The organism is Acinetobacter sp. ANC 5045, from assembly GCF_004331005.1.
GTDB lineage: Bacteria > Pseudomonadota > Gammaproteobacteria > Pseudomonadales > Moraxellaceae > Acinetobacter > Acinetobacter towneri.
Window position 1 is genome coordinate 444757 of record NZ_SJNS01000001.1, and the last position, 26969, is coordinate 471725.

The following is a 26969-nucleotide window of genomic DNA, read 5'->3' on the forward strand; positions in this document are numbered from 1 at the left end:
AGCATGCTTTTCTAATGCAATTGAACATCAAGATTTAATGTAAAAAATTACGATTCCTGTGTTAAATCCTTGACCGTGGTGCTTGCGCCATTGGTTTTCACTGACTCAATTCCTTTGTCACGTGATTGTTCAGAAGTATAGAGCTGACTCGTACCAATAATCTGATGGTTGGCAGCTTTTAAATTAAAATACGGCTTATCATTCTTAGATGTCAGTCGATCATAACGCCCATCATCCTGACTGTTCTTTTGTACCGAAGCGATGCCATTTTTTGCCGATGCTTTCGCCTTATACTGTTCACTGGTTAAGATAATTTCGCCATTCCCAGCTTTAAGTACAAAGCGGTACTGACCATTGCTTGCTTGTGAAATCTCAAACCATCCTGACATACTTGCCCCCAGTTTTCTTATGAGTGGTGAAGTGTGTTGTTGAATGATGCTAGGCTTTAAACTGCCTAAAAATTATTCTTTTCACTTAAAATATAAAGGACTTAGGCACAAGAAAACAGTATTAATTTTGTACACTCTTAAAGTTATTGTTGCTCAATTTGAATACTAAAATACTTTTATAAACTCCATAAAAAAGCGCAGGCAACTCAAGTCGCCTGCGCTGTTGAAATCTGCTTAAACTTAAGCTTTTTTCACATATTCAGATTTTAATTTCATAGCCCCCATGCCATCAATCTTACAATCAATGTCATGACCATCTGCTGCATCTGGAATTAAGCGAATATTTTTCACTTTCGTTCCCACTTTTACAGCAGCCGAAGAACCTTTAATTTTCAGGTCTTTAATCACAGTCACCGTGTCGCCATCTGCCAACACGTTGCCGTTTGCATCTTTAATCACAGCAGCAGTTTCTTCTAGCTGTTCCCCTTCTTTCCACTCATGTGAGCATTCAGGACAAATCAGTAGGTCGCCATCTTGGTAAGTGTATTCTGATTGGCATTTTGGGCAATTTGGCAAAGACATAAAAAACCTCAAAAACTATATTATAGCATTTTTTACTGAATTTTCATAAACTTAAAATCCTTATAAAGCACAAGGATAATCAAATAAAACTCTTTAATTGGACTGTGCTAAGCGTTGCAGCATCACGCATTTTAATACCACTACATGATTGTGCTGCTCATCTTTAGCTGCTGTGACCAGAGTGATTTTTTGCTGCTGTGCCAGTTCACACAACGCCTGTAAAGCCTCTTCTTGCTCTGCTAATTCAGCTATATAACGCTGCTGAAACTCATCCCAATGTTGTTCAGGGTTTTGATGATACCATTTACGCAGCCCAGTCGAAGGCGTAATTTCTTTGGGCCATAAGTCAATACGAGCGCGTTCTTTACTCACACCACGCGGCCATAAACGATCAACCAACACCCGTGTTCCATCTGCCTGAGTCGCTTCAAGATAAGCGCGTTTCATTGCAATATCCATATTTGCACCTCTGCATCTTTTATGATGACGTCATCAGCGCCAAAGTTTTAGGCAGCAGATTATGTATCACAAATAAAAAAGCATGTGATCAACACATGCTTTTCAGATACCCGATTTAATCTTCGTAATCGTCTTCGTCTTCATCATCGTAGACGTAAGCCATACAGCCCCAGCCATCGTATTCACCGCCATGTTCTTCAGCAATTTTGCTGAACCATTGCTCTAAATCGACAATGTCTGAATACTCTGGTTCCATGTAAACATAAATGGTAATGATCCATTCAACTGCGTCAGATTCTTCATCTTGGAATAATGAAATTTTTTGTTCTTCGGCCAACAAATACAAAGCACATTTTTCAGCTTGTTCTTGTGTGGTAAAAGCGATGGAGTACTCAATCTCATGTGGCTCTGTCAGGTCATCCCCATCTTCATGCATTTGCCAAAGTACATTGCCATTATCATCATCAGGGAATTGTTCATAGTCACGTGTCATGCGAATATCCTTGTTATCTTTTTAGCCAATATATATTTGGCAAGTGACAAAATAGTGAATTCAACATAGCACAAATTTGCCCGAAGGACTCAATTTTCATTTCGTTATACACTGACTTTAGTCTGAAACACCCAAAAGCTTGTTTTTAGACACCGCAATTACTCTAAGTATTTGCTGCCAGTTTAATTTGTGGCATCTGACAAGATGCTTTCCTGTTTAAATGCCAACAGCAAAGCGGCAAACTTTAATTCTTCTTGTCGAAGTGTCAAATAAGAATCCAGAATTTTTGCGTGTCCAAATGCAGCGGCATAATGATTCAGTAAAGTAAAATCATCCTGCAAAGCTTGAAGCGATTCAGCCAGATTTTGTTCAGTCAGCTGCGCCAAATACAAATCTGCTTTGCTATTAAATGCTTGAGTCAGTAAAGTCACTGCCGCTAGACGGCGTTGCTCATCGACAAAGGCGCAATGTGCAACTTCTTGATTTTTGACTGCATCTTGAATCTTGTGTCGTACTTGCTGCAAGTGTTGTGCTGCATCACTATAGCCATAGCCTTCAATCAGATCATCCAATAGCTGCTGCGCAGGCAACTGAAAAGCAGGCGTTTGATTTTCAATTTTATGATACAGCGCGGTCATAACCTGTTCGAGTTGCTGACGTTCTTCAACCAAGTTATAAAAAGCACCCAATTGATCTTGTGCAGTTTTAAGCATTTTGGCTTTGGTTTTTTGCTCATGCTCGGCTAAAAAATCTCGGACTTTTTCAACTTGTTGCTTGCACTGCTCCCGCGTATTTTCCGCTTCGGATTTAACCATTTCTACAAACATTTCAACTTGTTGGCGACGTTCTAATACATATTGCTCAACGTCTAAAATATGTTGATAGTGCTGCAAGGTTTCTAAACGACCTTTTAAACTGCCTAATTCAATGCGTAGCACAGCCAACTGATGCTCTAATTCATTACTTTCCAACTCATCGGACGCTAAATTGGAGCGAGTGCGGTCTAAATTGCTTTGTAAAGATTGAATGCTGGCAGACAACTCACGGCGGCGCTGAGATTGCCAAAAAATAATCACCACCAAAACAATAATGATTGCACCCAATATATACAGCATATAACTTCTCCCACCCGCATTGGTCTGCCATATTTTGAAAAACCATCTTCAGTTTTTAAAGACGCTTTCTAACCCGCTTTGACAGCCCACCACACTCAAAAACACAAAGTTTTAAAACAGCGAATTATTCACATCCTTTATTTATGCCAAGGCAAATGAATAACGACAGCTCTAAGGATACGTTAGCGAGTTAGCGGCACGAAGACTATCCCAATTTTTGAGTATTTTCACAAAAAAATGGAAAAATATGCGCCTGTTAGAAAAATTGAATCCAAAAATCTCTAAAAAGGAAGCTGTGCCCGAATTGCAACAGGAATTTGGCTTAACGGTTGCGTAAAAGCCAAATAACTAGCATGCAGCGCCATCCGACCTAAAGTGCTTTTTTTCGGTTCAGGATGATATAACTTATCGCCTGTAATGGGATGTCCAATATATTGCATGTGTACTCGTAACTGATGTGAGCGCCCTGTAATCGGGGTGAGCAATACACGGGTAATATCTTCAACCGCACAATATTCCAAAGCCTGATACAGCGTTTGCGCAGGCTTGCCTAAATCGAAATGCACAATTTGGCGTGGACGGTTTTCCCAATCGGTAATTAAAGGCACATCGACACTGCCCTCACCTTCAAGTTTGCCTTGAATTAAAGCAATGTAGTTTTTTTCTACTGTTCGCGCCTGAAACATTTTACTCAATGCGACTTCTGCATCACGATGCTTGGCGAACATGAGAATACCTGAGGTGGCCATGTCTAAACGATGGGCAATTTTTGCCTGAGGATAATCTGCGAGTACTCTTAAATATGCGCTGTCCTGATGTTCGGGCAAACGCCCAGGCACCGACAATAAACCTGCGGGCTTATCAATCACCAATAAATCGTCATCTTCATAGACAATTACTAAGGGATCTTGTGGAGGTGCATAAATAAAGTTGTCGTTTAAAGCCATGAACATACAGCATACAAAGCGGTGCGGGCAAAATATCAAGCACAGCCCGAACTGTCAATTCAGTCGGGCGATGTACTTTTTAGTGTAAAGATTTAGATTTTGAATTGGCTGAGTCTGCCAAGCTAAATCTGCCAAGCTAAATCTGCCAAACTTAGTCTGCGAAACTTAATCTGCTAAATAGTATTCCACCGTAGACACCACACGTACTTTTTTCAAATATGGCGTGTTGCTGTCACGATCTTCAATACTAAATACACCCTGATTGGCTGATTTAATTTTACCTAGACGACTGTCAGAATCTGCGGCAAATTTTTCTGCAACACTGCGGGCATTTTGTGTGGCTTGCTCAATCATGGCAGGTTTAATGTCATTTAGTTGTGTATATAAATATTCGGTACGTTGCCCGTAATCTTCACCACCAAAGGCAATTCCATTTTTGCCTAAATCGACCAAACGGCTTTGTGCGCTGCGCACTTTATCAATATTTTTGGTATAGACCGTAATGGTTTGATGTGCGGTATAACGCAAAGCAACATTGCCATCGCCACCATATTGCTGGGCGTATTTATCGGTAATTACAGGAGCAGCAATGGTGATTTCTTCAGGACTAAAACCTTCATTTTTTAAAAAGTTTTGAATTTGGGAGGTTTGGCTTTGCATGGTGTCGTACAGCGCGGCCAAGTCTTGACTGGCAGTACTAAAACGAATTGGCCACACCGCCACATTGGCTTTTACTTCTCGTTCAGACAAACCTTTGACTGAAACCACACGCTCATATTGTTTAATTTTGAGTGCGCTATTGCCCAAAATCCAACCCGCGAGCACCATCCCCAAACAAATTAGACCGCCTAAAATCAGTGCAGGTTTAAATTGATTCATGTTTGCCAACTCCTCAAATTGCGGGCTTTTCGCCTCTATTTCGATGACCGTGTGTTTTTAATGTACTGTTTAAAGCGGTTGCTTGTTTATAGAGTTTTAAATTAAGGTCGCATCATATACAGCGCGATGAGTGGCGCGATATTCAATAGTAATACCCCAATTTTATAGACCGCCATGCCGCCATAATGAATGGCATCAAAACTTGCGTCTGACAATTTGAACCATCTACCATGTAACTGTCGCAGCCAGTCATGCGCAAAAATCACCACCACAAACCACAGCATTAAAATGGCATAGTTAATCAGTGCGCAGGTCAGTAATAAGCGACACCAAAAATCGTAATCAACACTCATATCACACCTAATTATGATGTAGATGATTATTGCAAATTAACAGATTTGAATGAAAAATTTGATGGGAGTTTTGTAGCTGAAAGATGGTTTAAAATTCATTTAAGTTTTTATTTTGTCTGGATTTTATTGTCTTGATCTTGTTTTGTTTTTTATATTTTTAACAATATTCTTTAGGGTGTTAGGGAAAACAACTGTGGTTTACTTCAACTATCATGCTGGATAAGCCATGATCTTATAGCCTATAAACTTCTGGTTTATAGCGTCCTAAGCCGAATCGAGACCTTTTGGGTAAGTACTACACGCACGTTGTACGCAACTGGTAGCAATCTACTCTTTTCGATCCCCATCACACCCTTGAGATATATAGTAGTGATTTGAGGATGGGATTGTTTCCCCGAAATGATTTTATTTTGATTAATTTTTAAAATTTTTATCACTTTTTAAGTCATATTTTAAAAAATTTTCCAAATAGACATTTTTTATGCACTTAAATCATCAAATAAAGCTCAAATATCAAATTTATTACCATGCTTGTTTTTAAAATATTTTCAAACTGACCCAAAAACCTATGTTGAGGATTCAACAACTTTCTTTTTGCCTCGAATCCAGCGAATTGCCCAAATTAAAGTCAGGAGCACCACAAAAACCACCAATACAGGCACAATGAAGGACAACACTGAAAGTACGGCAGCCCCAATCCACTCTCCTGTAGAAATCACAGGATTTGCAACACCGCCTGTGGTTGCGGTTGATACACCACGTGCCGCAACTGTACTCATTTGCACCACACCTGCTGTTCCACCACCGACAATAATGGCAGAAGCCCAACTGGCAAATTGCGACATTTCGCCACTGCTTACAGCCATTGTGGTGAGTGTACCTGCAATCATGGCGGCAGGCGTTGCAACGGTATCGAGTAAGTTATCAACCCACGGCATATAATATGCGGCTATTTCACTGACTGTTGCTACAGCCAAAGCTAGACAAACAGCAGGCATCGCCAACCATTCAAAACCTTTCAAGGGTTCAAACCAACCCATGAGTGCTGCGACACTCATGACCAGCAAAGGCACGAAAACCCGAAAACCACTGGCAGCACTTAGCCCAATGCCGACACATAAACCGAGTATTGTTTCCATGTTGTACCTCATTGCCTTGGGTTTTCTATGGCTAAAATAGCAAAAAGCCCCATCGGGTGATAGGGCTTTAGATTAAAACAGGATCAGCTGTTTTATGTCGTGTAGCTTAGGCAACCTTGTTGTTATATTGGGTGCCATGGCATTTGGTACACGGTGGTAGACGGTCTGTACCAATTTCTAAGTAAACGCGATGCCCGCATTGGACACAAAAATAGAAGCCTGTTCCTGGTTTATCACCTGCAGTTACCATCTTTGTTCTCCGTGTGGTTTAGAAATGGTCAATCCAGTATATCTATTCTGTGATGATTGTCTACTGTCCATTTTGACAGATGATGAGGGCAGTTGGGCAAAGGATGATTTCATATAATTATAGAAATGCTATTGCTTTATCTTGTTTCGTCATAAAATTTTGAATTTCTATCTTATTCTGTTCCAAAATTTCATCCCAATTCTTCTTCCAAATTGAATAAGCTTCCCATGAGTAACCTAACAGTAGCTCCTCACTCATAGTATTAAAAGAATGGGAAATGATTTCCATAAACTTATCTTTGTTATGAAATTTGGATATATCAATGCATGTTAGGAAGTAAGTTAACCAATTTGCTAATCCTGTATATTGGCTCCAAGCTCCATCCTCCCCCGTTAACTGTTTCTTCTTTTCAAATACATCTAAAAATTTTTCTTGAGATTCTGTTGAACTAAAATTAAATCCAGATGAAATCATAGCATTGAAAATCTCAAAGAATGAATCTGATGACCTTAGGTAATCTTTTTTGTAAAACCGCGTTGAACCATCTTTCATGACACGAGTAATAGCATCTTTTGAACTTTCTTTACATTCCTCTGCTTTAGGAATATGTAAATTTAGAATTTCAAAGAATTTATCAATTTCAACCCCATCTAAAACACGCATGTTATAAGTGTTTTTATAAAAATCTTTAATATGCCTATCAATCTTACGACGTGTTACTAGAATAACATTTGGTGATGACATGGTAGTTTGAGCAAACTCTTTATAATTATTGAAAATTGATTTTAAATTATTATCGTTCAAAGCATAACCAAGAATTACTATAGTATTCTCAAAAAGTAACGTACTTAATTTTTGTGAAAAATAGCTCTCTGAACTCATAAACCTAAAGTAATTATTAGATGTAACAATCATATTAGTTGGTGAGTCAATTGAACCATGAACATGATAAACTTTAACTTTAGAACTTAAGCGCGGTATTAGCATCCCTGGCGAAATTGCCTGACATTCTCCTTCTTCACATAACTTTAAGATTAATTTATCATAGTTAGTTGTTACTACTCTAAAAGAATGTTCTTTAAAAAATTTCTCTATATTTTTATAGTTCCCGTCCAATTCCAACTTTTCAATAATTTTTTTTATTTCTTCATAAATATTAAGATCTTTGTCTTTTAATTTTCTTGAAATAATTTCTGCTAATTCATCTAATGGTAATATAGGCTTATACACTTCAATATTATGCTCTGTATTACATTCTGAGCAATAACCAATAGAAGTGCTAGTAAATAGCTTATTTACAAGATTACCTGATGGATCACAGATTCCACATAACTGTTTAAGTAAATCTTCCCAAGTTGGTGCTTTTTGATGTGTTATAGCCTTTGTAAATCCTGCGCCTGTAATTAAGCATAAACGATTATTAACAGCAGCATAGGCAATATCAAAATAATGACTCATTTTCTTCTCAAATAAAAACCCCACTCGAAAGTAGGGTATTTTTCAACTAACATCAATAACTTTAGCTTACATTATCAAGCCACATTCCCTTCCAAGAAGTCCTGTGCAAAGCGTTGCAATACACCGCCCGCTTCATACACAGATACTTCTTCTTCGGTATCTAAACGACAAGTTACTGGCACTTCAATCGTTTGGTTTTTACCATCATCCGTTGAACGCTCAATCACCAAAGTCAAAGTCGAACGTGGCGCAATGTTACCAATCACGCTATAAAGTTCCGTACCATCCAAACCTAAAGTTTTACGGTTTACACCCGCTTTAAACTCAAGTGGCAATACGCCCATACCCACCAAGTTGGTACGGTGAATACGCTCAAAACCTTCAGCCACAATTGCTTCCACGCCCGCAAGACGCACACCTTTTGCAGCCCAGTCACGACTTGAACCCTGACCATAATCTGCACCCGCAATAATAATTAACGGCTGCTTACGGTTCATATAAGTTTCAATCGCTTCCCACATACGCATTACTTCGCCTTCTGGCTCAACACGCGCTTTAGAACCTTGCTTAATTGTGCCGTCTGAACGTACCACCATTTCATTAAACAATTTCGGATTCGCCAAAGTTGCACGCTGTGCAGTCAAATGATCACCGCGATGCGTTGCATAAGAGTTGAAATCTTCTTCTGGCAAGCCCATTTTTGCCAAATATTCCCCTGCTGCCGAGTCTAAAATAATCGCATTCGATGGAGATAAATGGTCTGTGGTGATGTTATCGCCCAAAATTGCCAACGGACGCATATTGGCTAAAGTACGTGGCGCAGCCAATGCACCTTCCCAATATGGTGGACGGCGGATATAAGTACTTTGTGGACGCCAGTCGTAGAGTGGACTTTCAGATTTTTCCGACTCTCCCAAATCGAACATTGGAATGTACACTTGGCGGAATTGTTCAGGTTTAACCGATTCTTTCACCAAAGCATCAATTTCAGCATCAGATGGCCAAATATCTTTCAGATAAATCGGGTTACCATTTTGATCTGTGCCCAAAGCATCTTTTTCGATGTCAAAACGAATCGTTCCTGCAATCGCATAAGCCACAACCAACGGTGGCGATGCCAAAAATGCTTGTTTCGCATACGGATGGATACGACCATCAAAGTTACGATTACCCGACAGCACAGCAGTCGCATACAAGTCACGGTCAATAATTTCTTGTTGAATCGCTGGGTCTAATGCACCAGACATACCGTTACAAGTAGTACATGCATAAGCGACAATACCAAAACCAAGTTTTTCTAAGTCTTTCAGTACGCCTGCTTCTTCCAAATACAATGCAGCCGCTTTAGAACCTGGTGCAAATGATGATTTCACCCAAGGCTTACGCACTAAACCTAACTCATTGGCTTTACGTGCCAACAAACCTGCTGCTACAGTATTACGCGGGTTTGAGGTATTAGTACAAGAGGTAATCGCAGCAATGATGATGGCACCATCTGGCATTAAACCATCAGTACGGTTTTCAACCACACCTGCAATGCCTTTTTCTTTTAAGTCTGCAGTTGAAACACGCGCATGCGGATTCGATGGGCCTGCAATGTTACGAGTTACTGTTGAAAGGTCAAAACGTAATACACGTGGATACTCTGCCTGTGTCATTTCAGATGCCCAAAGACCAATTTCTTTAGCATAAGTTTCAACCAGTTTGACCTGATCTGCTTCACGACCTGTTAAGGTTAAATAGTCGATGGTGTTTTGATCGATGTAGAACATAGCGGCGGTTGCACCATATTCAGGTGTCATGTTGGAAATCGTGGCACGATCCCCCACCGACATGCTATCTGCACCTTCACCAAAGAATTCTAAATATGCACCGACCACACGTTCTTTACGCAAAAACTCGGTTAAAGCCAATACGATGTCCGTTGCCGTAATACCAGCCTGACGCTGACCGACCAACTCCACACCAATAATGTCTGGCAGACGCATCCAAGAAGCACGACCCAACATCACGTTTTCAGCTTCAAGACCGCCTACACCTACAGAAATGACACCCAAAGCATCGGTATGTGGTGTGTGTGAGTCTGTACCCACACAAGTATCTGGGAATGCAATGCCTTCACGGTTTTGAATGACTGGTGACATTTTTTCCAGATTAATCTGGTGCATGATGCCGTTGCCTGCAGGAATCACATCAACATTTTCAAATGCAGTTTTCGTCCATTCAATAAAGTGGAAACGGTCTTCATTACGACGATCTTCCACTTCACGGTTTTTACGGAAAGCATCTGGGTCAAAACCGCCATATTCCACAGCTAAAGAGTGATCGACAATTAACTGGGTAGGTACGACAGGATTCACTTTAGAAGGATCGCCACCTTGATCGGCAATTGCATCACGTAAACCTGCTAAGTCAACGAGCGCAGTTTGCCCCAAGATGTCGTGACATACCACACGCGCTGGATACCACGGAAAATCATGCTCTTGTTTACGCTCAATCAATTGTTTTAAAGATTGTTCTAAAATTGCAGGATCACAACGGCGCACTAACTGTTCTGCAAGTACTTTTGAGGTATAAGGAAGTTTGGCATAAGCGCCTGGCTGGATATCTTCAACGGCTTGTCGCACGTCATAAAAATCGAGCTGAGTGCCTTGCAGTGGTTTGCGGTAGTTGTTATTCATCTGGTATTCGCCCTTACTCTATTGTTCTCAACATCTTATGGGATGATTGTTTCCACCCGTCGAAAGCATTGTACGCTGCCAAAAACCCATTTCCCAAATCCTATATATTTCATACACTTAAATATAAAAACAGGGGTTTTTGAAACATTTAATTACATTTTGAGTAAAATTCTTGCCCTAAAAATGCTTTTTTTTGAAAAATAGCGCAAAATTGACCTCATTCTTTAGTCTTAGATTTCAATGTGAAAGGTTATTCATGCGCGATTTAGCTTTCAGTGCTTTAAGTTTAAACGGTGTCGATGCACAAAAATTCCTGCAAGGTCAGGTAACAGTCAATGTCGAAACATTAGCTGAAAATACAACCTGTTATACCGCAATTTGCAGTTTAAAAGGACGCGTTCAGTTTGGCTTCTGGCTTAAAAAAATCTCGTCCGAATGTTTTGAAATCATCAGCACAGCCGACCAAGCCGAAGATTTAGCCAAACACATTAAAAAGTTTGGTGCATTTTCAAAAATGCAGCTTGAAACCATCGGTACGGTTTACCCAACCATTCAGGGCAATCAAACTGAATTTTCAGCTGAAGTGACTGATTTAAACGCATGGCAACTACAAGCGATTGAAACAGGTCAGGCATGGATTCAAGCCTCAACAGCAGAAGTGTTTCAACCGCAGGAATTGCGTTTGCATCAACGAGATGGCGTGCATTATGACAAAGGCTGTTATTTGGGTCAGGAAGTCGTGGCACGTTTATGGTTTAAAGCCAAACCAAAACATTGGTTGCATTTAATTCAGGGTTCAGGCGAAGCACCTGCACCTGCCGCCAAACTGAATAATGATGTGGAAGTGGTGAATAGCATAGCGACTGCAGAAGGTTTTAAAGCGTTGGTGGTTGCCAAACCAAGTGCTTTGGAAGAGTTAGCTGTACAAGTATTGGCTTTGCCTGAACATTTGAATGGCGATGTTGCACGTCCGCAATAAAATAGATTCCACCCGCTCAGGTTAAGGGAGTCGCAAGATTCCCTTCAAATGACAATGAAAAAGCATTCGTACACATTTTTTATATTTACATTCACACTTTTCAACTTATGATGAATGCACCACTGTAAAAACAAAACGCACATCAACGGAATGATGTGTAAAAGAGAACAAGGTACAACTCAAATGATGAAAAAACTACTCATTGCGGGTGCAATCGCCCTATCTAGCAGCATCAGTATGGCAAATAGCAACATTCCAACCGATCCTGCTTTTGCCAAAATTGAACAATTAATTCAAGCCAACAAGGTTAAAGATGCCTATCAGGAATTAGAAAAGCTTGCCAAAACAGGCAATGCGCAAGCCATGTATAACTTAGGCTATTTGACACAAACTGGACAAGGCACAGCAAAAAATGAAAAGAAAGCCATTCAGTTGTATGAGCAATCTGCCCAAAAAGGCTACCCAGTTGCGAGTTATGTTTTAGGCAAAAACTATCTTACTGGCGCACTGGGTTTAAAACAGGATGCTGCTAAAGCCAAACAATATTTACAGACGGCATCCAATCAGGGTTTTAATGATGCCACAGTCGATTTAGCCGTTTTATATTTCTCGGAAAATACGGCAGCATCTGACCAAAAAGGTTTAAAACTATTACAACCTTTAATTGCCAAAGATCATTATCAAGCCATACATGCAAAAGCCTTGTACGAAATTAGCACAGGCTTTAAAAACAAAGATGAAGCACCAATTAAGCAAGGGCTGCAAAGCATTCAAAACTTGGCGCAAAAGGGTTATATTCCTGCACTCATGGCAGTGGGCAATATGTTTGTGAATGGCAATATCGTGCCGCAAAACTTGCCTGAAGCGAAAAAGATTTTTGCCTCACTGGCACAGGAAAATGTAGCGCAAGCCAAAGAATCATTGGCTGTGGTTGAAAAAATGATGGCAGATCAAGCCAAAGCTTCCAACAAGGCAACCGCTAAGAAAAGTTAAGATAGTTTCTTTATAAAGGCTATTAATCAGAGAAATTTTAAAAAAAGTCTGTATCAGCATGGTACAGACTTTTTTTTATGATTTGAGCACTTCGATACCGTTGCTATAAATACTTACCCGATTGTGTCAATAAAATCGCCACCATCACAAAACCAAAAACTGTACTCAACACCAAGGGGGCTAAGGCTTTTTCATGTAAACCATAGTGCTGCCCGAAAATACCAAAGGCAATTGGCATTGGTAAAGCCGCAAGCAAAGTCCCGACAAATAGCATTTCTCGGTTCACATCTAATGCCCATAAAATTCCAAAAATCGTGAGTGGCATCAGCAATACTTTGAATGCAACCAAAACAATACTTTGCAAATTCAACGACTTGATTTGCATGCCGACCAAACTTCCACCAATCACAAATAAAGCCAAAGGTGAAGCAGTTTTGCCCAACATTTCCAGCACTTGTGCAATAGCTTGCGGCAGTTTGAAATTCAACAATACGCACAGCATACCCAATAAAATAGATAAAATTACTGGATTTTTCAGTAAGCGCTGCACAGTTTCGGCATACACCTGCCAACCTGATTTCGCTGAAGATTGTAGCCCTCGTTCTGCCAAAATCAGCATCAATGCCACAATAATTAAATTTTCGACAATTAAAGTTAAAGACAAATAAATTGCCGATTGACTGCCAATCAACAAAGTCAAAATAGCAGTGCCAATAAACCCTGTATTTGACATTGATGCACCCATTGCCAAGACACTGGCATGGGTTAAGTTTGAATTAAAATAATGCCGATACAGTAAAAAGGCAAAGATAAACAGCAGAATAGAACCGCCACCGTAACCTAAAAAATAAGCGGGATGCCAGATTTCTGACAAACTTTTACTGGCCAATGCCTGCAATAGAAATGCAGGCAACGCCACTTTCATGACAAATTGACCTAGAAACTGAATCGCACTGGTTTCAATAAATTGGCTTCTGACGGCAAAATATCCCAACAGCACCACAGCACAAATGGGAAATAAAATACTCAGTAACACCCTGACATCCTTTTTCAGTGTTGCCCATGATCGACATGGTTTTACTGATTTAGCTTACACCGAAGCTCCCGATAAAGCACGGCAAAATAGTGTAAGTTTCACTTATTTTAAGCAGATAAAATATTAGGATTCCACTTCCGTATCTGTTGATTTAAACGGCGCAAATAAAGTACGGAACCCATGCGGCTGACATCGTAAATATTGCGGGGCAATTTCAATTTTTTCGCCCAATTCTGCCGCAGCATGCCATGGCCAACGTGGGTCATATAAAATGGCACGTGCTATCGCAATTGCATCGGCTTGTTCATATTGCAAAATACCTTCTGCCTGCATCGCTTCAGTAATCAAACCCACCGCAATTACAGGGATTTTTACAGCTTGCTTAATTGCATGAGCAAACGGCGTTTGATAACCCGCATGCACATCAATTTTTTGATCGACATGCAAACCTCCGCTAGACACGTGAATATAAGCCGCACCTAAATGCTCTAGTGCCTTTGCCAAACCCACAGAAGATTCCACATTCCAGCCATCTGCATCATCCATCCAGTCTGTTGCAGAAATTCGCACCCCAATTGGATAGCCTTGTGGAACTGCATTTTTAATGGCTTGGAATACTTCTAAGGTTAGGCGAATCCGATGCTCCAGACTACCGCCATATTCATCTTGACGTTGATTGGACAATGGAGACATAAATTGATGCAACAAGTAACCATGTGCGGCATGAATTTCAATTAAGTCAAAGCCTGCATCCACCGCACGTACAGCAGCACTGGCAAAGTCTGCAATAATCTGTTGGATTTCATCTTGGCTTAATGCATGGGGTGCATGTTCATGTGCCTGAAATGGCAACTCACTGGCCGATACCGTCTGCCAGCCATGTTCTTCATTCGGCGCAAACTGCCCTTTGCCCTGCCAAGGTTTATCAGTCGATGCTTTACGGCCTGCATGCGCCAGTTGTATCGCAAATGGCATAGGAGACAGACTTTTAAGTTTATGCAAGAGCGCTTTGAGCTGCGCACGCTGCATATCGTTCCATAAGCCTAAGTCGGCATAACTAATGCGCCCTTCAGCCTGCACTGCGGTAGCTTCGACGATACACATGCCTGCCCCAGACAACGCATAATTTGCCCATTGTTGTTCGTGCCAATAACTCAACTCGCCCTGTTCATTGGCAGAGTATTGACACATTGGGGCAATCAGAATTTTATTGGCAAGTTGCAGTGAGCCAAATTGAATCGGCTGAAAAAGTAATGTCACGCTGCATGCCCTCATACTGTGCGATTCACCAAAAGTGAATCATAAAATAAAGAAGTAGAAACTCGGAATCTGCCATCTTTTCTAGATGGTTTTTCCCTATAGTAGATGTTCAAAAATGATTTATTTATAACGTGTTGTATGGTTTTTGCAAAGTAAGCTTTTGCTTTTCACTGAATAATTTTGCGGTGGCAAGCTATGGCTTGTATTCTATAGGTTATTCCCAATATTAAGCGCATTACTTTATGCCCTTGCCTGCTTAATTTCCACAAGCGAATTGAATTTGTACCATGCCTGAATTACCCGAAGTTGAAACCACTAAAACCAGTTTATTGCCGCTGCTGGATCAAAAAGTCCTGAATGTAGAAGTACGTCAAGCCAGCTTACGTTGGCCCATTCCAGAAAACCTGCATAAACTCACAGGACAAAAACTTCTGCAATTGACCCGCAGATCCAAATACATTCTCGCGCAATTTGAACAGGACAGCATGTTGTGGCATTTAGGCATGTCGGGCAGTTTTCGTCTTTGCGATGCGCACGAAGATTTACGCAAACACGACCATCTGATTATTCAGTTTGAAGATATACAATTGCGCTACCACGATCCACGTCGTTTTGGCTGTATTTTATGGCTCAATGAAAGCTCGCAACACAAACTGATTGATCCACTTGGCCCTGAGCCATTGAGTGATGCCTTTAACCCCGACTATCTTGCACAGAAGCTCAAAAATAAAAATGTTGGCATCAAAGTTGCAATTATGGATAACCATGTCGTGGTGGGTGTGGGCAATATTTATGCCACGGAAAGTCTGTTTAATTTAGGTATTCACCCTGCACAACCTGCATCATCTCTCAGTTTGGAACAGATTGAAAAACTGGTGCTTGAAATCAAGCGCATTTTAAAACAAGCGATTGATTTAGGTGGTTCGACCTTGCGTGATTACAGCAATGCGATGGGCGAAAATGGCTATTTCCAGCAAACCTTGTTGGCGTATGGACGTGCAGGTGAAATGTGCGTGAACTGTGAAACCACCCTAGAAAATTTAAAACTGGGACAGCGTGCCTCGGTATTTTGTCCTGAATGTCAGCCTTTGAAAAAAGTACTCACTGCGACCAAAGCTGCAACAAGCAAACGAGGTAAGAAAGTATGAGAACCGCTATTGTGCGTCATATCTTAGTGAAAAATAAAGAAACCTGTGAGCAACTGAAAAAGCGTATTCAATCAGGCGCTGATTTTGCCAAAATTGCCAAACAATTTTCGACCTGCCCTTCAGGCAAAAAAGGTGGGGAATTGGGTGAGGTCAAAAAAGGACAATTGGTACCCGTGATTGATAAGTTAGTGTTTACTGCAGCAGAACGGGTATTACATGGCCCTGTGAAGAGTCAGTTTGGTTTTCATTTACTCGAAATTAAATTTCGGATGTGATTTATAATTTCCAAAGCTCCCTCTTCTTACAAGAGTGGTTTATCCCCCTCACCCTTACGCGGTATTGCCGCTCATCTCCCAAAGGAAGAGAGTAAAAAAACGGCGCATCTTGCACCGTTTTTTTGCTTCATCTAAGGATTAAAATTATTGACGTTTTTTCAATTCATCACGAATTTCACGTAATAATTCAATATCTTCTGGTGTTGCTTCTGGAGCTGGCTCTTCTTCTTGGTTACGGCGCATTTTGTTCATTAACTTCACTAACCAGAACACTACCCATGCCAATAGAATGAAGTTAATCAAAATGGTCATGAAGTTACCGTAATGAAAAATATTTAAACCAGCTTCCTGTGCCGCAGTTAAGGTTTGAATATTATTTGGATTATCACCCAAAATCAGGAACTTGTTGGTAAAGTCGACATCACCACCGAGCACCCATGAAATAAGCGGCATGATCACATCTTTAACCAATGAATCAATAATCTTACCAAAAGCACCACCAATGATGACACCAACCGCCAAATCCATCATATTGCCTTTAATGGCAAATTCTTTAAATTCTTGAATAATGCTCATACGACTCTCCAGTATTTTTTAAGCGTTATTTTGTGACGCAGTATACATTATATTATGTTACAAATTGCACGTGTAGTTATAGCATTGTGTAATTTTAAAGTTTGGTCAATATCGAATTTGTGTTTAAACATTTGGTCATAAAAAAACCGCTAAACGAATTTAGCGGTTTTTAGATCACGATATTCTATTATTTATCGCGGTTACGTTTACGTTCGTTTTCAGTCAACCAACGCTTACGAATACGAATTGATTTTGGTGTTACTTCAACTAGCTCGTCGTCTTCAATAAATTCAAGTGCTTGCTCAAGCGTGAATTCAATTGCAGGCACTAGTGTCAACGCATCATCAGTACCAGAAGCACGTACGTTAGTTAACTGCTTCGCTTTAGTTGGGTTAACCACCATGTCGTCTGAACGAGAGTTAATCCCTACAATCATACCTTCGTAAACTTCTAACTGAGGTTTAGCGAATAAACGACCACGATCTTGTAAGCTGAACAATGCATAGCCCAAGCAAGTACCTTGAACCATAGAAATCAACACACCATTTTGACGTTTCGCTACTTGACCTGCTTTCATTGGGCCATAGTGCGAGAAGCTTGAAGTCATGATACCTGTACCTGAAGTCATGGTCATGAATTCAGAACGGAAACCAATTAAGCCACGTGAAGGTACAGTTGCTTCAATACGGATACGGCCTTTACCGTCTACTTCCATATTGGTCATCTCACCTTTACGGTTACCCATTTGTTCCATCACAGCGCCTTGGTGCTGTTCTTCTACGTCAAAAGTCACGTTTTCGTATGGTTCTTGCATTTCGCCATCGATCTCTTTCAAGATCACTTGTGGACGAGATACACCCATCTCGAAGCCTTCACGACGCATGTTTTCAATCAATACTGAAAGGTGAAGTTCACCACGGCCTGATACTTTGAAACGGTCAGGACTGTCAGTATCTTCTACACGAAGTGCAACGTTGTGAATTAATTCGCGGTCTAGACGTTCACGAATGTTACGTGAAGTCACGAATTTACCTTCTTTACCTGCAAACGGTGAGTTATTCACTTGGAATGTCATCGATACTGTTGGTTCGTCTACAGAAAGCGGTGGTAAAGCTTCTACATTTTTCGGATCACAAATCGTGTCAGAAATATGCAGTTCGTCCATACCTGTTACACATACGATGTCGCCTGCAGAAGCAGATTCAACATCAACACGCTCTAAACCATGGTAACCCATGATTTTTAAGATACGACCGTTACGTGTTTTACCTTCTTGGTCAATCACGGTTACAGGTGTATTTAATTTCACTGAACCACGTTGAATACGACCAACACCAATAACACCTACGAAGCTGTTATAGTCAAGTGAAGAGACTTGCATTTGGAATGGACCATCAACATCAACTGCTGGTGGCTCAACAATATCAACAATTGTTTCAAATAACGGTGTCATATCTTCCGCTAATTCGTCTGGTGCAGGACCAGCAACACCACGTAAGCCTGATGCATATACGATTGGGAAGTCTAATTGGTCATCAGTTGCACCCAAGTTATCAAACAAGTCAAATACTTGATCAATTACCCAGTCTGGACGTGCGTTTGGCTTATCTACCTTGTTGATGATCACGATTGGCTTCAAACCACGTGCAAAGGCTTTTTGCGTTACAAAGCGAGTTTGTGGCATTGGGCCTTCTTGAGAGTCTACAAGAAGTAATACGCAGTCAACCATCGACATTACACGTTCAACTTCACCACCGAAGTCGGCGTGTCCTGGGGTGTCGACAATATTGATACGGTATTCAGTATCAGTACGTTTATCTAACCATTTGATTGCTGTGTTTTTTGCAAGAATGGTAATACCACGTTCACTTTCAATAGCGCCTGAATCCATGACACGCTCAATCTCGCCCGCTCGTTCACCGAGTGCACCCGATTGTTGTAAAAGTTTATCCACAAGAGTTGTTTTACCGTGGTCAACGTGCGCAATAATTGCGATGTTGCGGAGAGTTTTAATATCTGACATGTAAATTCAATACGCTATAAATTTGAGGGCAAATTATACAGAAAAATACTAAAGTTTTATAGTGACACTTTATTGACACACACAATTTTTTTTGATGAGTAACACGCTTTTGATTTTGTAAAGCTGTGTAACTCGATTAGAATAGCGCCACTTTTGCAATATCTTTACGACTTATGTCTGATTTTAACCAATCTCCCTCCCCAAAAGACCAACTTGATCTGGTCTATGGTCTGAATGACCGTCCAAAACCACTTATCGCTTTTTTAGCCGCATTCCAGCATTTATTGGCGATTATTGTACCGATTGTTACACCTGGCTTGCTGATTTGCTTGGCTTTGGGTGTTTCAAAAGAAGATACCAACATGATTTTGTCGATGTCTTTGGTCATTTCAGGCATCGCGACCTTTTTACAATGTAAAAAAGTTGGCCCTTTTGGTGCAGGTTTGCTCATTGTGCAAGGCACCAGTTTTAACTTTATTGGCCCAATCATTGGTATTGGCTCTGCTATGGTTGCCGCAGGCACACCTGTTGAATCGGTCATGGCGGCAATTTTTGGCGTGGTCATTGCAGGTTCGTTTATTGAAATGGGCGTATCGCAAATTTTACCGTGGGTCAAAAAGCTGATTACCCCATTGGTCACTGGTATTGTGGTACTTCTCATTGGTTTGACCTTAATTAAAGAAGGTTTAATCAGTATGGGCGGTGGCTACCAAGCCATGAGCAATAATACCTTTGCCAATACCGACAACCTGATTATGTCGTGTACCGTCTTGGCAATTATTATTATTTTGAACCGCATCAATATCACGTGGATTAAAAGCTCTGCCATTTTAATTGCCTTGGTGATTGGTTATGCAATGGCAGGCATGATGGGTCATCTCGACTTTTCAGGTCTGAAAGATGCCCCTCTGGTACAAGTGCCGACTCCGATGCATTTTGGACTGGATTTCTCTTGGAGCTTATTCATTCCATTGGCATTTATTTATTTGGTGACGTCATTAGAAGCCATTGGTGATATTACCGCGACCTCTAAACTCTCCAATCAACCTGTCGATGGCCCACAATGGATACAACGCATTAAAGGCGGTGTATTGGTAAATGGCGCTAACTCATTCTTGGCAGGGATTTTCAACACCTTTCCAAGTTCGGTATTTGCCCAAAATAATGGCGTGATTCAACTTACAGGTGTTGCTAGCCGTTATGTCGGCATTTGGATTGCTGCCCTACTCATCATTTTAGGTTTACTTCCTGCAGTTGCAGGTGTGATTCAGGCTGTGCCTCAAGCCGTACTAGGTGGTGCTGTGATGGTGATGTTTGGTGCCGTTGCCGCTTCGGGAATCAATATTCTTTCAGGTGTCGCTTTAGATCGTCGTGCCTTACTGATTATTGCAATTTCATTAGGCTTAGGCTTAGGTGTTGCACAAGTGCCACAAATTCTGGAACACTTACCTGAATTATTCCGTAATATTTTCAGTTCAGGCGTTGCAACAGGCGGTATTGCAGCACTCATTTTAAATATTGTGCTTCCTGAAACTAAAAAGTAATTGCATGTCCAAAAAACACTGTCTGAGCTGAACTTGGACAGTGTTTTTCTATTGGAGAGAGAACCATGAACCCCCAAAGCGAAGTTTTACTCAGACAATACGACTATTTGTCTGGTCGCGTTCTACTGATCAATGCCCCGACCGATCAACTCCTCGCAGAATTGGGTGACTCAATCCAAGCTTCTGTTTGGACATGGAATTTTAACGACTATCAATACTTTCAAAATCAACAGGCGCAAGTGCATTTTGGTGCAGAATTGCCTGTCGGTGAATTTGATCAGGCTGTTATTTTTGTACCGAAATCTAAGGAACTGCTCAATTACCTGATTCACACCATTGCCGCACAACTCCCACAAGGCAGCAGCGTATTTTTAGTCGGTGAAAAGAAAGCAGGAATTGAACGGGCTGCAAAGCAATTACAACCTTATGGCAAAACACTCAAACTAGATAGCGCCCGCCACTGCCAACTATGGCAGCTGATTTTAGACTGCAAGGTTCAAACTAAAACCTTAGCAGATTGGGCGAAAAACTATACAGTTGCTACACCTAAAGGCGATTTACAGATTTGTGCCTTGCCGGGTGTATTTAGCCAAAAACACTTGGATGTTGGCACGGCTGTATTACTGCCTTACTTGAATCAGGTTACTGCTGGAAAAATTGCAGATTTTGGCTGTGGCGCGGGTGTGATCAGTGCTTACTTAGCCAAACTTAACCCTGAAAATCGTATTTTTGCTTTAGATGTCGATGCCTTTGCTTTAGCGTCAACGCTAATGACGTTTGAAAAAAATCAGCTCAATCCACAACAACTTGAAATTAAAGCCGTGACAGGCGTTGAAGATGCACCGCTATTTTTGCATGCCATCGTGAGTAATCCCCCGTTCCACCAAGGCATTCAAACACATTACGATGCCAGTGAAAACCTGTGTAAAACTTCACGTCGTCATCTGAAATCGGGTGGTGAACTTTGGATTGTGGCCAATCGCTTTTTGAATTATCCACTCTTAATTGAACAAAGTTTCGGTCAATGCACAATCAAGGCAGATCAACAAGGCTTTAAAGTGCTGTTTGCCAGCACGCAGAAAAATACAAAGGAAGTAGGATGAGCGACTCACACAACAGTAGAAAACTGCAGCGTAAGCTCGGTGCGCGTCATTTAAACATGATCGCCATTGGTGGCTCAATTGGTACAGGTTTATTTCTTGCTTCAGGTGCGACCATTGCCAATGCAGGTCCTGGTGGCGCCTTGCTTGCGTATGCCTTAATTGGTGTCATGATTTATTTTTTGATGACCAGTCTAGGCGAACTCGCAACGCATAATCCAACTTCAGGCGCGTTCTTTACCTATGGCAGTAAATATGTCGAAGGTGGTTTTGGTTTTGCACTGGGTTGGAACTACTGGTACAACTGGGCCATTACCGTAGCATTTGAATTGGTTGCGGTACAATTCATCATGAAATTTTGGTTTCCTGATATTCCTGGCTTTTACTGGAGTGCCTTGTTTTTAGCGGTAGTTTTCGCAATTAACGCATTAACCGTAAAAGGATTTGGTGAATCAGAGTTTTTCTTCTCACTGGTCAAAGTCCTTGCGATTGTGGCATTCATCATTATCGGTATTTTTATGATTGTCAAAATCATGCTCAACCCTGATGTTGCTACATTTGCCAATTGGAGCAAAGGCGAAGCGCCATTTGTAGGTGGACTATCTGCCTTAATTGGTGTGGCGATGATTGCAGGATTCTCATTTCAAGGTACTGAAATGGTTGGCGTTGCAGCGGGTGAATCTAAAAATCCTAAGAAAACCATTCCTATTGCAATCAAACAAATCTTCTGGCGTATTTTGTTGTTTTATATCGTGTGTATTTTCATTATTGGCACGTTAATCGCCTATGATGACCCACGTTTACTTCAAGCAGCCGCCACCGATAACATTGCGCTCTCTCCGTTTACTTTATTATATGAGCAAGCAGGCTTTGCCTTTGCTGCAAGTGTCATGAATGCGGTGATTTTAACTGCGATTCTTTCTGCAGGGAACTCGGGCATGTATTCATCGACCCGTATGCTATTTGATATGGCACGTAAAGGCAGTGCACCAAAAGCTTTTGCCCGCTTAGATGCTCGTGGCGTCCCAATGAATGCACTGTATGCCACAACAGCAATCGCTGCACTATGTTTTTTAACAACATTTATTGGTGAAAAACAAGTATTTAACTGGCTTCTGAATATGTCAGGCATGTGTGGCTTTATCGTTTGGCTCGGAATTGCTGTATCGCATTATCGCTTCCGTAAAGGCTATTTGGCACAAGGCTACAAACTTGAAGATTTAGATTACCGCGCCAAATTCTTTCCTTTTGCGCCATGGTTTGCCTTTATTTTGTGTGCAATTGTCGTGTTAGGGCAAAACTACCAAGCAGTGCTTGAAGGTGAATGGGTCGCTGTTTTATCGACTTATATTGGTATTCTTTTGTTCTTGGTCATTTGGTTAGGCTATAAATGGAAACACAAAACCAAACTGATTGCATATCAGGATATGGATGTGAAACCACTACACCCTGATCATGACTAAAAAAGTTCTTCTTCTATTGCACTTCATTTAAGAAGCTAAGATTCAAAAAAACAGCCAACATTTGGCTGTTTTTTATGGTGTAAATTTACGTAAATTTTATTTAAAGCACTTTCGTTATTGATAATAAGGCGAGAGATCACGCCACAAACTGCTCAATGTTGATTTTCATAATCGCTAATCAACTACTTGATTGACTGATATACATCAGGTCTATGTATCTTGTCTGAAAAGTTTAATCTGGGACGACGCTTAGGAATTTTTTAAATGAATTGTCAATAAACTCGCCATAAAAATTTGACTTAGTTTAGGATTCAACAAACCAAAATATTAAGTACTATCAGCCCCTACTCTATTTACCCATTACTCTGCGAGACCATACTTTTACAGTATTTTTTAAAGCGCATTGAATGTGGATCATTTCAGACACTCTCTGATCCATACATTCCATAAAAAATAAGCATAAAAAAACGACTCCGAAGAGTCGTTTTTTTCAACTTAACTCAAATTATTGAGCTTGTTGTTCAACAGTCACTGTACGGCTGCCAGTGATCGTCGCGAATACACGACGGTTCATAGCACGACCTTCTTTAGTGTTGTTGTCAGCAATCGGTTGATCCCAAGCGAAACCTTGAGTAGACAAACGAGCTGGATCTACATTGTATTCATTTACAAGTGAAGATTTAACAGAGTTCGCACGAGCTAAAGATAAACGTTCGTTCAATGCACGTGGACCAGTGTTGTCAGTGTGACCTTCGATGCGAGCAGTAGCGTTTGGATATTCAACTAACTTCTCAGCAACTTTAGCGATTTCTGGCTTGTACTGATCTTTGATGTTTGATTTGTTTGTATCAAAGAACACACGAAGTTCCATGTTCAAGTCTTCAGTCAACTCTTGTGGAGCAGGTTGAACTGGAGCAACGGTTTCAACTGGAGCAACTTCTACTACAGGAGCAGCTGGCTTCAAGTGACCGCCAAGAACGACATTAAGACCAGCTAAAGCTGTGTAGTCCCAGAATTTCTCATCGAAGTTATATGTTGAACGTGCTTCTGTACGAAGAGATAAAGCATCGTTTAAGCGCCAGAATGCACCCACACCAGCATTACCGATAGTACCTTCGTTTTCACCAGCCCAATCAGCATCACCACCAGTTGCTTTATATTTGTAGTGACCCGCACCTAGAAGAACATATGGCTTCACTTTGCTGTCATAGTTTTTGGTAATTAAGTCAGAAGTTGCATAGAAGTTACCAGCTAATTGCTGCTTCTTATATTCAGCGCCTTCACCAGCACCATCTACATCACCTTTAACTTGGCTATATTCAGCTTCGAAACCTAACCAAGGAGTAAGTTCAACACCAAGTGCTGCACCAACAAATAAATCGTCCTGTAATTCTGGACCATCTGTTAGCTTGTCGTTGTTGTGTTCAGTATCAACAAAGTTGTAACCAAGCATTAATGGGGTAACAGTTACGCCCGCGTTTGCAGCAGCTAAAGGAGCAGCTACGAGCATTGCTAATGCAATACGACTCATTTTCATGGATTTATCCTCCAGAGATAACAATTGTTGTTCAAGCTCAAGCCTAAATTTTCGACTACCCTGAGATAGGCTTTCTTATACCCCAGTATTATTTTTAAGCTAGTCACTTTGAATCATACAAACACTTTATTACTTTTCCAAGTGCTTGATAATTTTAATCAAGTAAATTATTGACAAAATTACTTACAATTTCCGTTGTAATTCGGTAACTTTCTACTCAATTTTTTATTGTGAATAGCTTATCTTTCTTGCGCTTTATTTTAACAGCTTTCTCGAAAGTTGTTTAATATTTATTATACAGCAGATAAAGCGCTATAAAACAACAAATTACTCAAATTAATCATAAAAAAACATAACAATAACAGGTATAGACTTATGTCAAATATAAGCAAAAACGGCTTCACGCTGTTTGAATTGATCGTCACGTTAGCAATTAGTGCGATTTTAGTCATGATTGCCCTGCCCTATTTTCATCAGCTGATGGCACGACAAGAACTCAAGCGAATTCAGTATTCATTACAGTCCAGCCTGAAAATAGCACGCTCCCATGCCTTCACCCATCATAGTAATGTTGTGATCTGTCCAACACATGACTTTAGCCAATGCAGTAAGCAAAACTGGAATACGGGTTTTATGATTTTTATTGATCGAAATAAAAATCGTCAGATAGACAACAATGAATACATTCTTTATACAGAAAAAACTGCACTTAAATACGGTACCTTGGATTGGCGTGGCACTTTAAACATACCCAGTGTAACTTTTAATGCACAACAAGGTTTGCCGATCGGCTCGAATGGTAGTTTCTTTTACTGCTCTACTCACGTCGCGAGCAAACGACTGGTGCTTAGTAAAATGGGGCAAACTCGAGCTGAAGACATCAATGGATGTTAACTGAGCAGTCTAAATGATCTTTATATTGTCACTTTATTCTCATCTTTTTTTGCCTATACTGCTGAAGTGATCTATTCCTGCTTGGAATTAAATCTAGACAAAAGCACATATAAAAAACTGGGAGAATAAAATGACGGATATCGTTATTGTAAATGGTGCACGCACTGCAATGGGTGGCTTTCAAGGCAGTTTAGCCAATGTGACTGCACCAGAATTAGGTGCGGCGAGTATCCAAGCGGCCATTCAACGTGCGGGGGTACAAGCAACAGAAATCGATGAAGTCATTATGGGCTGCGTCCTGCCTGCAGGCTTAAAGCAAGGCCCTGCTCGTCAGGCGATGCGTCAAGCAGGCTTACCAGATTCTACAGGTGCAGTGACCATCAATAAACTGTGTGGTTCTGGTATGAAAGCTGTCATGCAAGCTGCCGATGCAATTAAAGCAGGTTCTGCTTCCATCATTGTTGCAGGTGGCATGGAGTCGATGAGTAATGCACCTTATATTCTGACCAAAGCACGTGCAGGTTACCGCATGGGACACGGTGATGTGAAAGATCACATGTTCTTAGATGGCTTAGAAGATGCAGAAACAGGGCGTTTAATGGGCTCATTCGCACAAGATATGGCCAATAGCAAAGGTTACACACGCCAACAAATGGATGACTTTGCGATTCGCTCTCTCAAACGCGCGCAAACTGCCGTAAATGAAGGCTATTTTGCCGATGAAATTGTGCCTGTACATGTTTCAACACGTAAAGGTGACGTGGTTGTCGATAAAGACGAACAACCGTTTAATGCCAATATTGAAAAAATCCCAACCCTTCGTCCAGCTTTTGCCAAAGATGGCACGATTACCGCAGCCAATGCCAGCTCAATTTCAGATGGTGCTTCAGCCTTAGTCCTAACGTCTGCAGAAAATGCAGCAAATAAAGGTTTACAACCATTAGCAAAAATTGTGGCTTATGCCACCAATTCACAACACCCATCTGAGTTCACCATCGCCCCTGTTGCTGCGATTCAAAAAGTATTGGATAAAGCGGGTTGGCAAGTTGCAGATGTAGATTTATGGGAAATTAATGAAGCTTTTGCCATGGTCACCATGTGCCCAATGGATGAGTTCAAGCTTGATCCTGAAAAAGTGAATATCAACGGTGGTGCATGTGCGCTTGGGCATCCTGTGGGTTCTACAGGTTCACGTATTATCCTGACTTTAATTCATGCGCTTAAACGCACAGGTGGCAAACGTGGCGTTGCTGCTCTCTGTATTGGTGGTGGTGAAGCAACTGCGGTCGCGATTGAATTACTTTAAGTGCCTTGCAACCCCTATTTCGTAAAGAGGGATTGAGGTAGATTGAATAAAGTCATTCCCTAACCCTTCTTTATTCAAAAAGTAAAAAGA

Annotated in this window: 26 protein-coding genes; 9 read left to right on the forward strand and 17 right to left on the reverse strand. The window is 40.9% G+C overall.

What is annotated here, in order from left to right:
* Window positions 1–47 precede the first annotated feature (47 nt).
* From E0H79_RS02250 to acnD, 12 genes are all read right to left on the reverse strand, one after another.
* Window positions 48–389: a YegP family protein gene (locus E0H79_RS02250; RefSeq protein ID WP_004972386.1), complete on the reverse strand. Its 342-nt coding sequence runs from the start codon at window positions 387–389 to the stop codon at window positions 48–50.
* A gap of 240 nt (window positions 390–629) precedes the next feature.
* Window positions 630–971 carry a zinc ribbon domain-containing protein YjdM gene (locus tag E0H79_RS02255; protein ID WP_004972388.1) on the reverse strand — a complete coding sequence of 114 codons (342 nt, stop codon included), beginning with the start codon at window positions 969–971 and terminating at the stop codon, window positions 630–632.
* Window positions 972–1064: 93 nt separating this feature from the next.
* The gene (locus tag E0H79_RS02260) at window positions 1065–1430 is read right to left on the reverse strand and encodes a DUF488 domain-containing protein (RefSeq protein ID WP_131260718.1); all 366 of its coding nucleotides are present in this window, start codon (window positions 1428–1430) and stop codon (window positions 1065–1067) included.
* Window positions 1431–1545: 115 nt separating this feature from the next.
* Complete coding sequence (locus E0H79_RS02265) at window positions 1546–1923, reverse strand: ribonuclease E inhibitor RraB (protein ID WP_004972392.1); 378 nt, start codon at window positions 1921–1923, stop codon at window positions 1546–1548.
* Between the two features lie 182 nt (window positions 1924–2105).
* Window positions 2106–3038: a DUF5660 family protein gene (locus E0H79_RS02270; protein WP_131260719.1), complete on the reverse strand. Its 933-nt coding sequence runs from the start codon at window positions 3036–3038 to the stop codon at window positions 2106–2108.
* A 281-nt stretch (window positions 3039–3319) separates the two neighbouring features.
* Window positions 3320–3985 carry an RluA family pseudouridine synthase gene (locus tag E0H79_RS02275; RefSeq protein WP_104853295.1) on the reverse strand — a complete coding sequence of 222 codons (666 nt, stop codon included), beginning with the start codon at window positions 3983–3985 and terminating at the stop codon, window positions 3320–3322.
* Window positions 3986–4150: 165 nt separating this feature from the next.
* Window positions 4151–4864 (reverse strand): SIMPL domain-containing protein, encoded by a 714-nt coding sequence (locus tag E0H79_RS02280; RefSeq protein WP_004972399.1) that lies wholly within the window; start codon window positions 4862–4864, stop codon window positions 4151–4153.
* 101 nt (window positions 4865–4965) lie between these two features.
* Window positions 4966–5217, reverse strand: a complete 252-nt coding sequence (locus E0H79_RS02285; RefSeq protein WP_004972400.1) for a DUF6868 family protein — start codon at window positions 5215–5217, stop codon at window positions 4966–4968.
* A gap of 566 nt (window positions 5218–5783) precedes the next feature.
* Window positions 5784–6356: a DUF4126 domain-containing protein gene (locus tag E0H79_RS02290; RefSeq protein ID WP_131260720.1), complete on the reverse strand. Its 573-nt coding sequence runs from the start codon at window positions 6354–6356 to the stop codon at window positions 5784–5786.
* Window positions 6357–6462: 106 nt separating this feature from the next.
* Window positions 6463–6606 (reverse strand): zinc ribbon-containing protein, encoded by a 144-nt coding sequence (locus tag E0H79_RS02295; protein WP_004972403.1) that lies wholly within the window; start codon window positions 6604–6606, stop codon window positions 6463–6465.
* Window positions 6607–6723: 117 nt separating this feature from the next.
* A complete protein-coding gene (locus E0H79_RS02300; protein ID WP_131260721.1) occupies window positions 6724–8064 on the reverse strand; it encodes an SIR2 family NAD-dependent protein deacylase in 1341 nt (446 codons plus the stop codon).
* A 74-nt stretch (window positions 8065–8138) separates the two neighbouring features.
* A complete protein-coding gene (gene acnD / locus E0H79_RS02305) occupies window positions 8139–10745 on the reverse strand; it encodes a Fe/S-dependent 2-methylisocitrate dehydratase AcnD (protein ID WP_096901558.1) in 2607 nt (868 codons plus the stop codon).
* A gap of 256 nt (window positions 10746–11001) precedes the next feature.
* Between acnD and E0H79_RS02310 the strand changes: the two genes are divergently transcribed.
* The gene (locus tag E0H79_RS02310) at window positions 11002–11724 is read left to right on the forward strand and encodes a YgfZ/GcvT domain-containing protein (RefSeq protein WP_004972410.1); all 723 of its coding nucleotides are present in this window, start codon (window positions 11002–11004) and stop codon (window positions 11722–11724) included.
* Window positions 11725–11910: 186 nt separating this feature from the next.
* On the forward strand, window positions 11911–12717 hold the full coding sequence (locus E0H79_RS02315) for a tetratricopeptide repeat protein (protein ID WP_131260788.1): 807 nt from the start codon (window positions 11911–11913) through the stop codon (window positions 12715–12717).
* Between the two features lie 103 nt (window positions 12718–12820).
* Here the strand turns inward: E0H79_RS02315 and E0H79_RS02320 are convergent, their stop codons facing one another.
* A complete protein-coding gene (locus E0H79_RS02320; RefSeq protein WP_131260722.1) occupies window positions 12821–13753 on the reverse strand; it encodes an AEC family transporter in 933 nt (310 codons plus the stop codon).
* Between the two features lie 123 nt (window positions 13754–13876).
* Window positions 13877–15013: an NADH:flavin oxidoreductase/NADH oxidase gene (locus E0H79_RS02325; RefSeq protein ID WP_131260723.1), complete on the reverse strand. Its 1137-nt coding sequence runs from the start codon at window positions 15011–15013 to the stop codon at window positions 13877–13879.
* A gap of 287 nt (window positions 15014–15300) precedes the next feature.
* Between E0H79_RS02325 and mutM the strand changes: the two genes are divergently transcribed.
* Window positions 15301–16161 (forward strand): bifunctional DNA-formamidopyrimidine glycosylase/DNA-(apurinic or apyrimidinic site) lyase, encoded by an 861-nt coding sequence (mutM, locus tag E0H79_RS02330; protein ID WP_131260724.1) that lies wholly within the window; start codon window positions 15301–15303, stop codon window positions 16159–16161.
* Window positions 16158–16436, forward strand: a complete 279-nt coding sequence (locus E0H79_RS02335; protein WP_131260725.1) for a peptidylprolyl isomerase — start codon at window positions 16158–16160, stop codon at window positions 16434–16436. The genes mutM and E0H79_RS02335 overlap by 4 nt, the downstream gene beginning before the upstream one ends.
* Window positions 16437–16580: 144 nt before the next feature.
* Here the strand turns inward: E0H79_RS02335 and mscL are convergent, their stop codons facing one another.
* Together mscL and typA are read right to left on the reverse strand one after the other, a co-directional pair.
* Entirely contained in the window at window positions 16581–17012 is a 432-nt protein-coding gene (mscL, locus tag E0H79_RS02340) for a large conductance mechanosensitive channel protein MscL (protein WP_131260726.1), read from the reverse strand.
* A gap of 187 nt (window positions 17013–17199) precedes the next feature.
* Window positions 17200–19035, reverse strand: a complete 1836-nt coding sequence (gene typA / locus E0H79_RS02345) for a translational GTPase TypA (RefSeq protein WP_131260727.1) — start codon at window positions 19033–19035, stop codon at window positions 17200–17202.
* A gap of 173 nt (window positions 19036–19208) precedes the next feature.
* On the opposite strand from typA, the gene E0H79_RS02350 reads away from it, so the two are divergent.
* The 3 genes from E0H79_RS02350 to E0H79_RS02360 all read left to right on the forward strand — a co-directional run bounded on the left by E0H79_RS02350 (window position 19209) and on the right by E0H79_RS02360 (window position 23142).
* Complete coding sequence (locus E0H79_RS02350) at window positions 19209–20579, forward strand: uracil-xanthine permease family protein (protein WP_131260728.1); 1371 nt, start codon at window positions 19209–19211, stop codon at window positions 20577–20579.
* Between the two features lie 65 nt (window positions 20580–20644).
* Complete coding sequence (locus tag E0H79_RS02355) at window positions 20645–21682, forward strand: methyltransferase (protein ID WP_131260729.1); 1038 nt, start codon at window positions 20645–20647, stop codon at window positions 21680–21682.
* Window positions 21679–23142, forward strand: a complete 1464-nt coding sequence (locus E0H79_RS02360) for an amino acid permease (RefSeq protein WP_131260730.1) — start codon at window positions 21679–21681, stop codon at window positions 23140–23142. Before E0H79_RS02355 ends, E0H79_RS02360 begins: the two co-directional genes overlap by 4 nt.
* 505 nt (window positions 23143–23647) lie before the next feature.
* On the opposite strand, the gene omp38 is transcribed toward E0H79_RS02360, so the two are convergent.
* The gene (gene omp38, locus E0H79_RS02365) at window positions 23648–24679 is read right to left on the reverse strand and encodes an outer membrane protein Omp38 (RefSeq protein WP_131260731.1); all 1032 of its coding nucleotides are present in this window, start codon (window positions 24677–24679) and stop codon (window positions 23648–23650) included.
* A 375-nt stretch (window positions 24680–25054) separates the two neighbouring features.
* On the opposite strand from omp38, the gene E0H79_RS02370 reads away from it, so the two are divergent.
* The gene (locus E0H79_RS02370) at window positions 25055–25573 is read left to right on the forward strand and encodes a GspH/FimT family pseudopilin (RefSeq protein WP_131260732.1); all 519 of its coding nucleotides are present in this window, start codon (window positions 25055–25057) and stop codon (window positions 25571–25573) included.
* Window positions 25574–25703: 130 nt separating this feature from the next.
* A complete protein-coding gene (locus E0H79_RS02375) occupies window positions 25704–26879 on the forward strand; it encodes a thiolase family protein (RefSeq protein ID WP_131260733.1) in 1176 nt (391 codons plus the stop codon).
* Window positions 26880–26969: the final 90 nt, after the last annotated feature.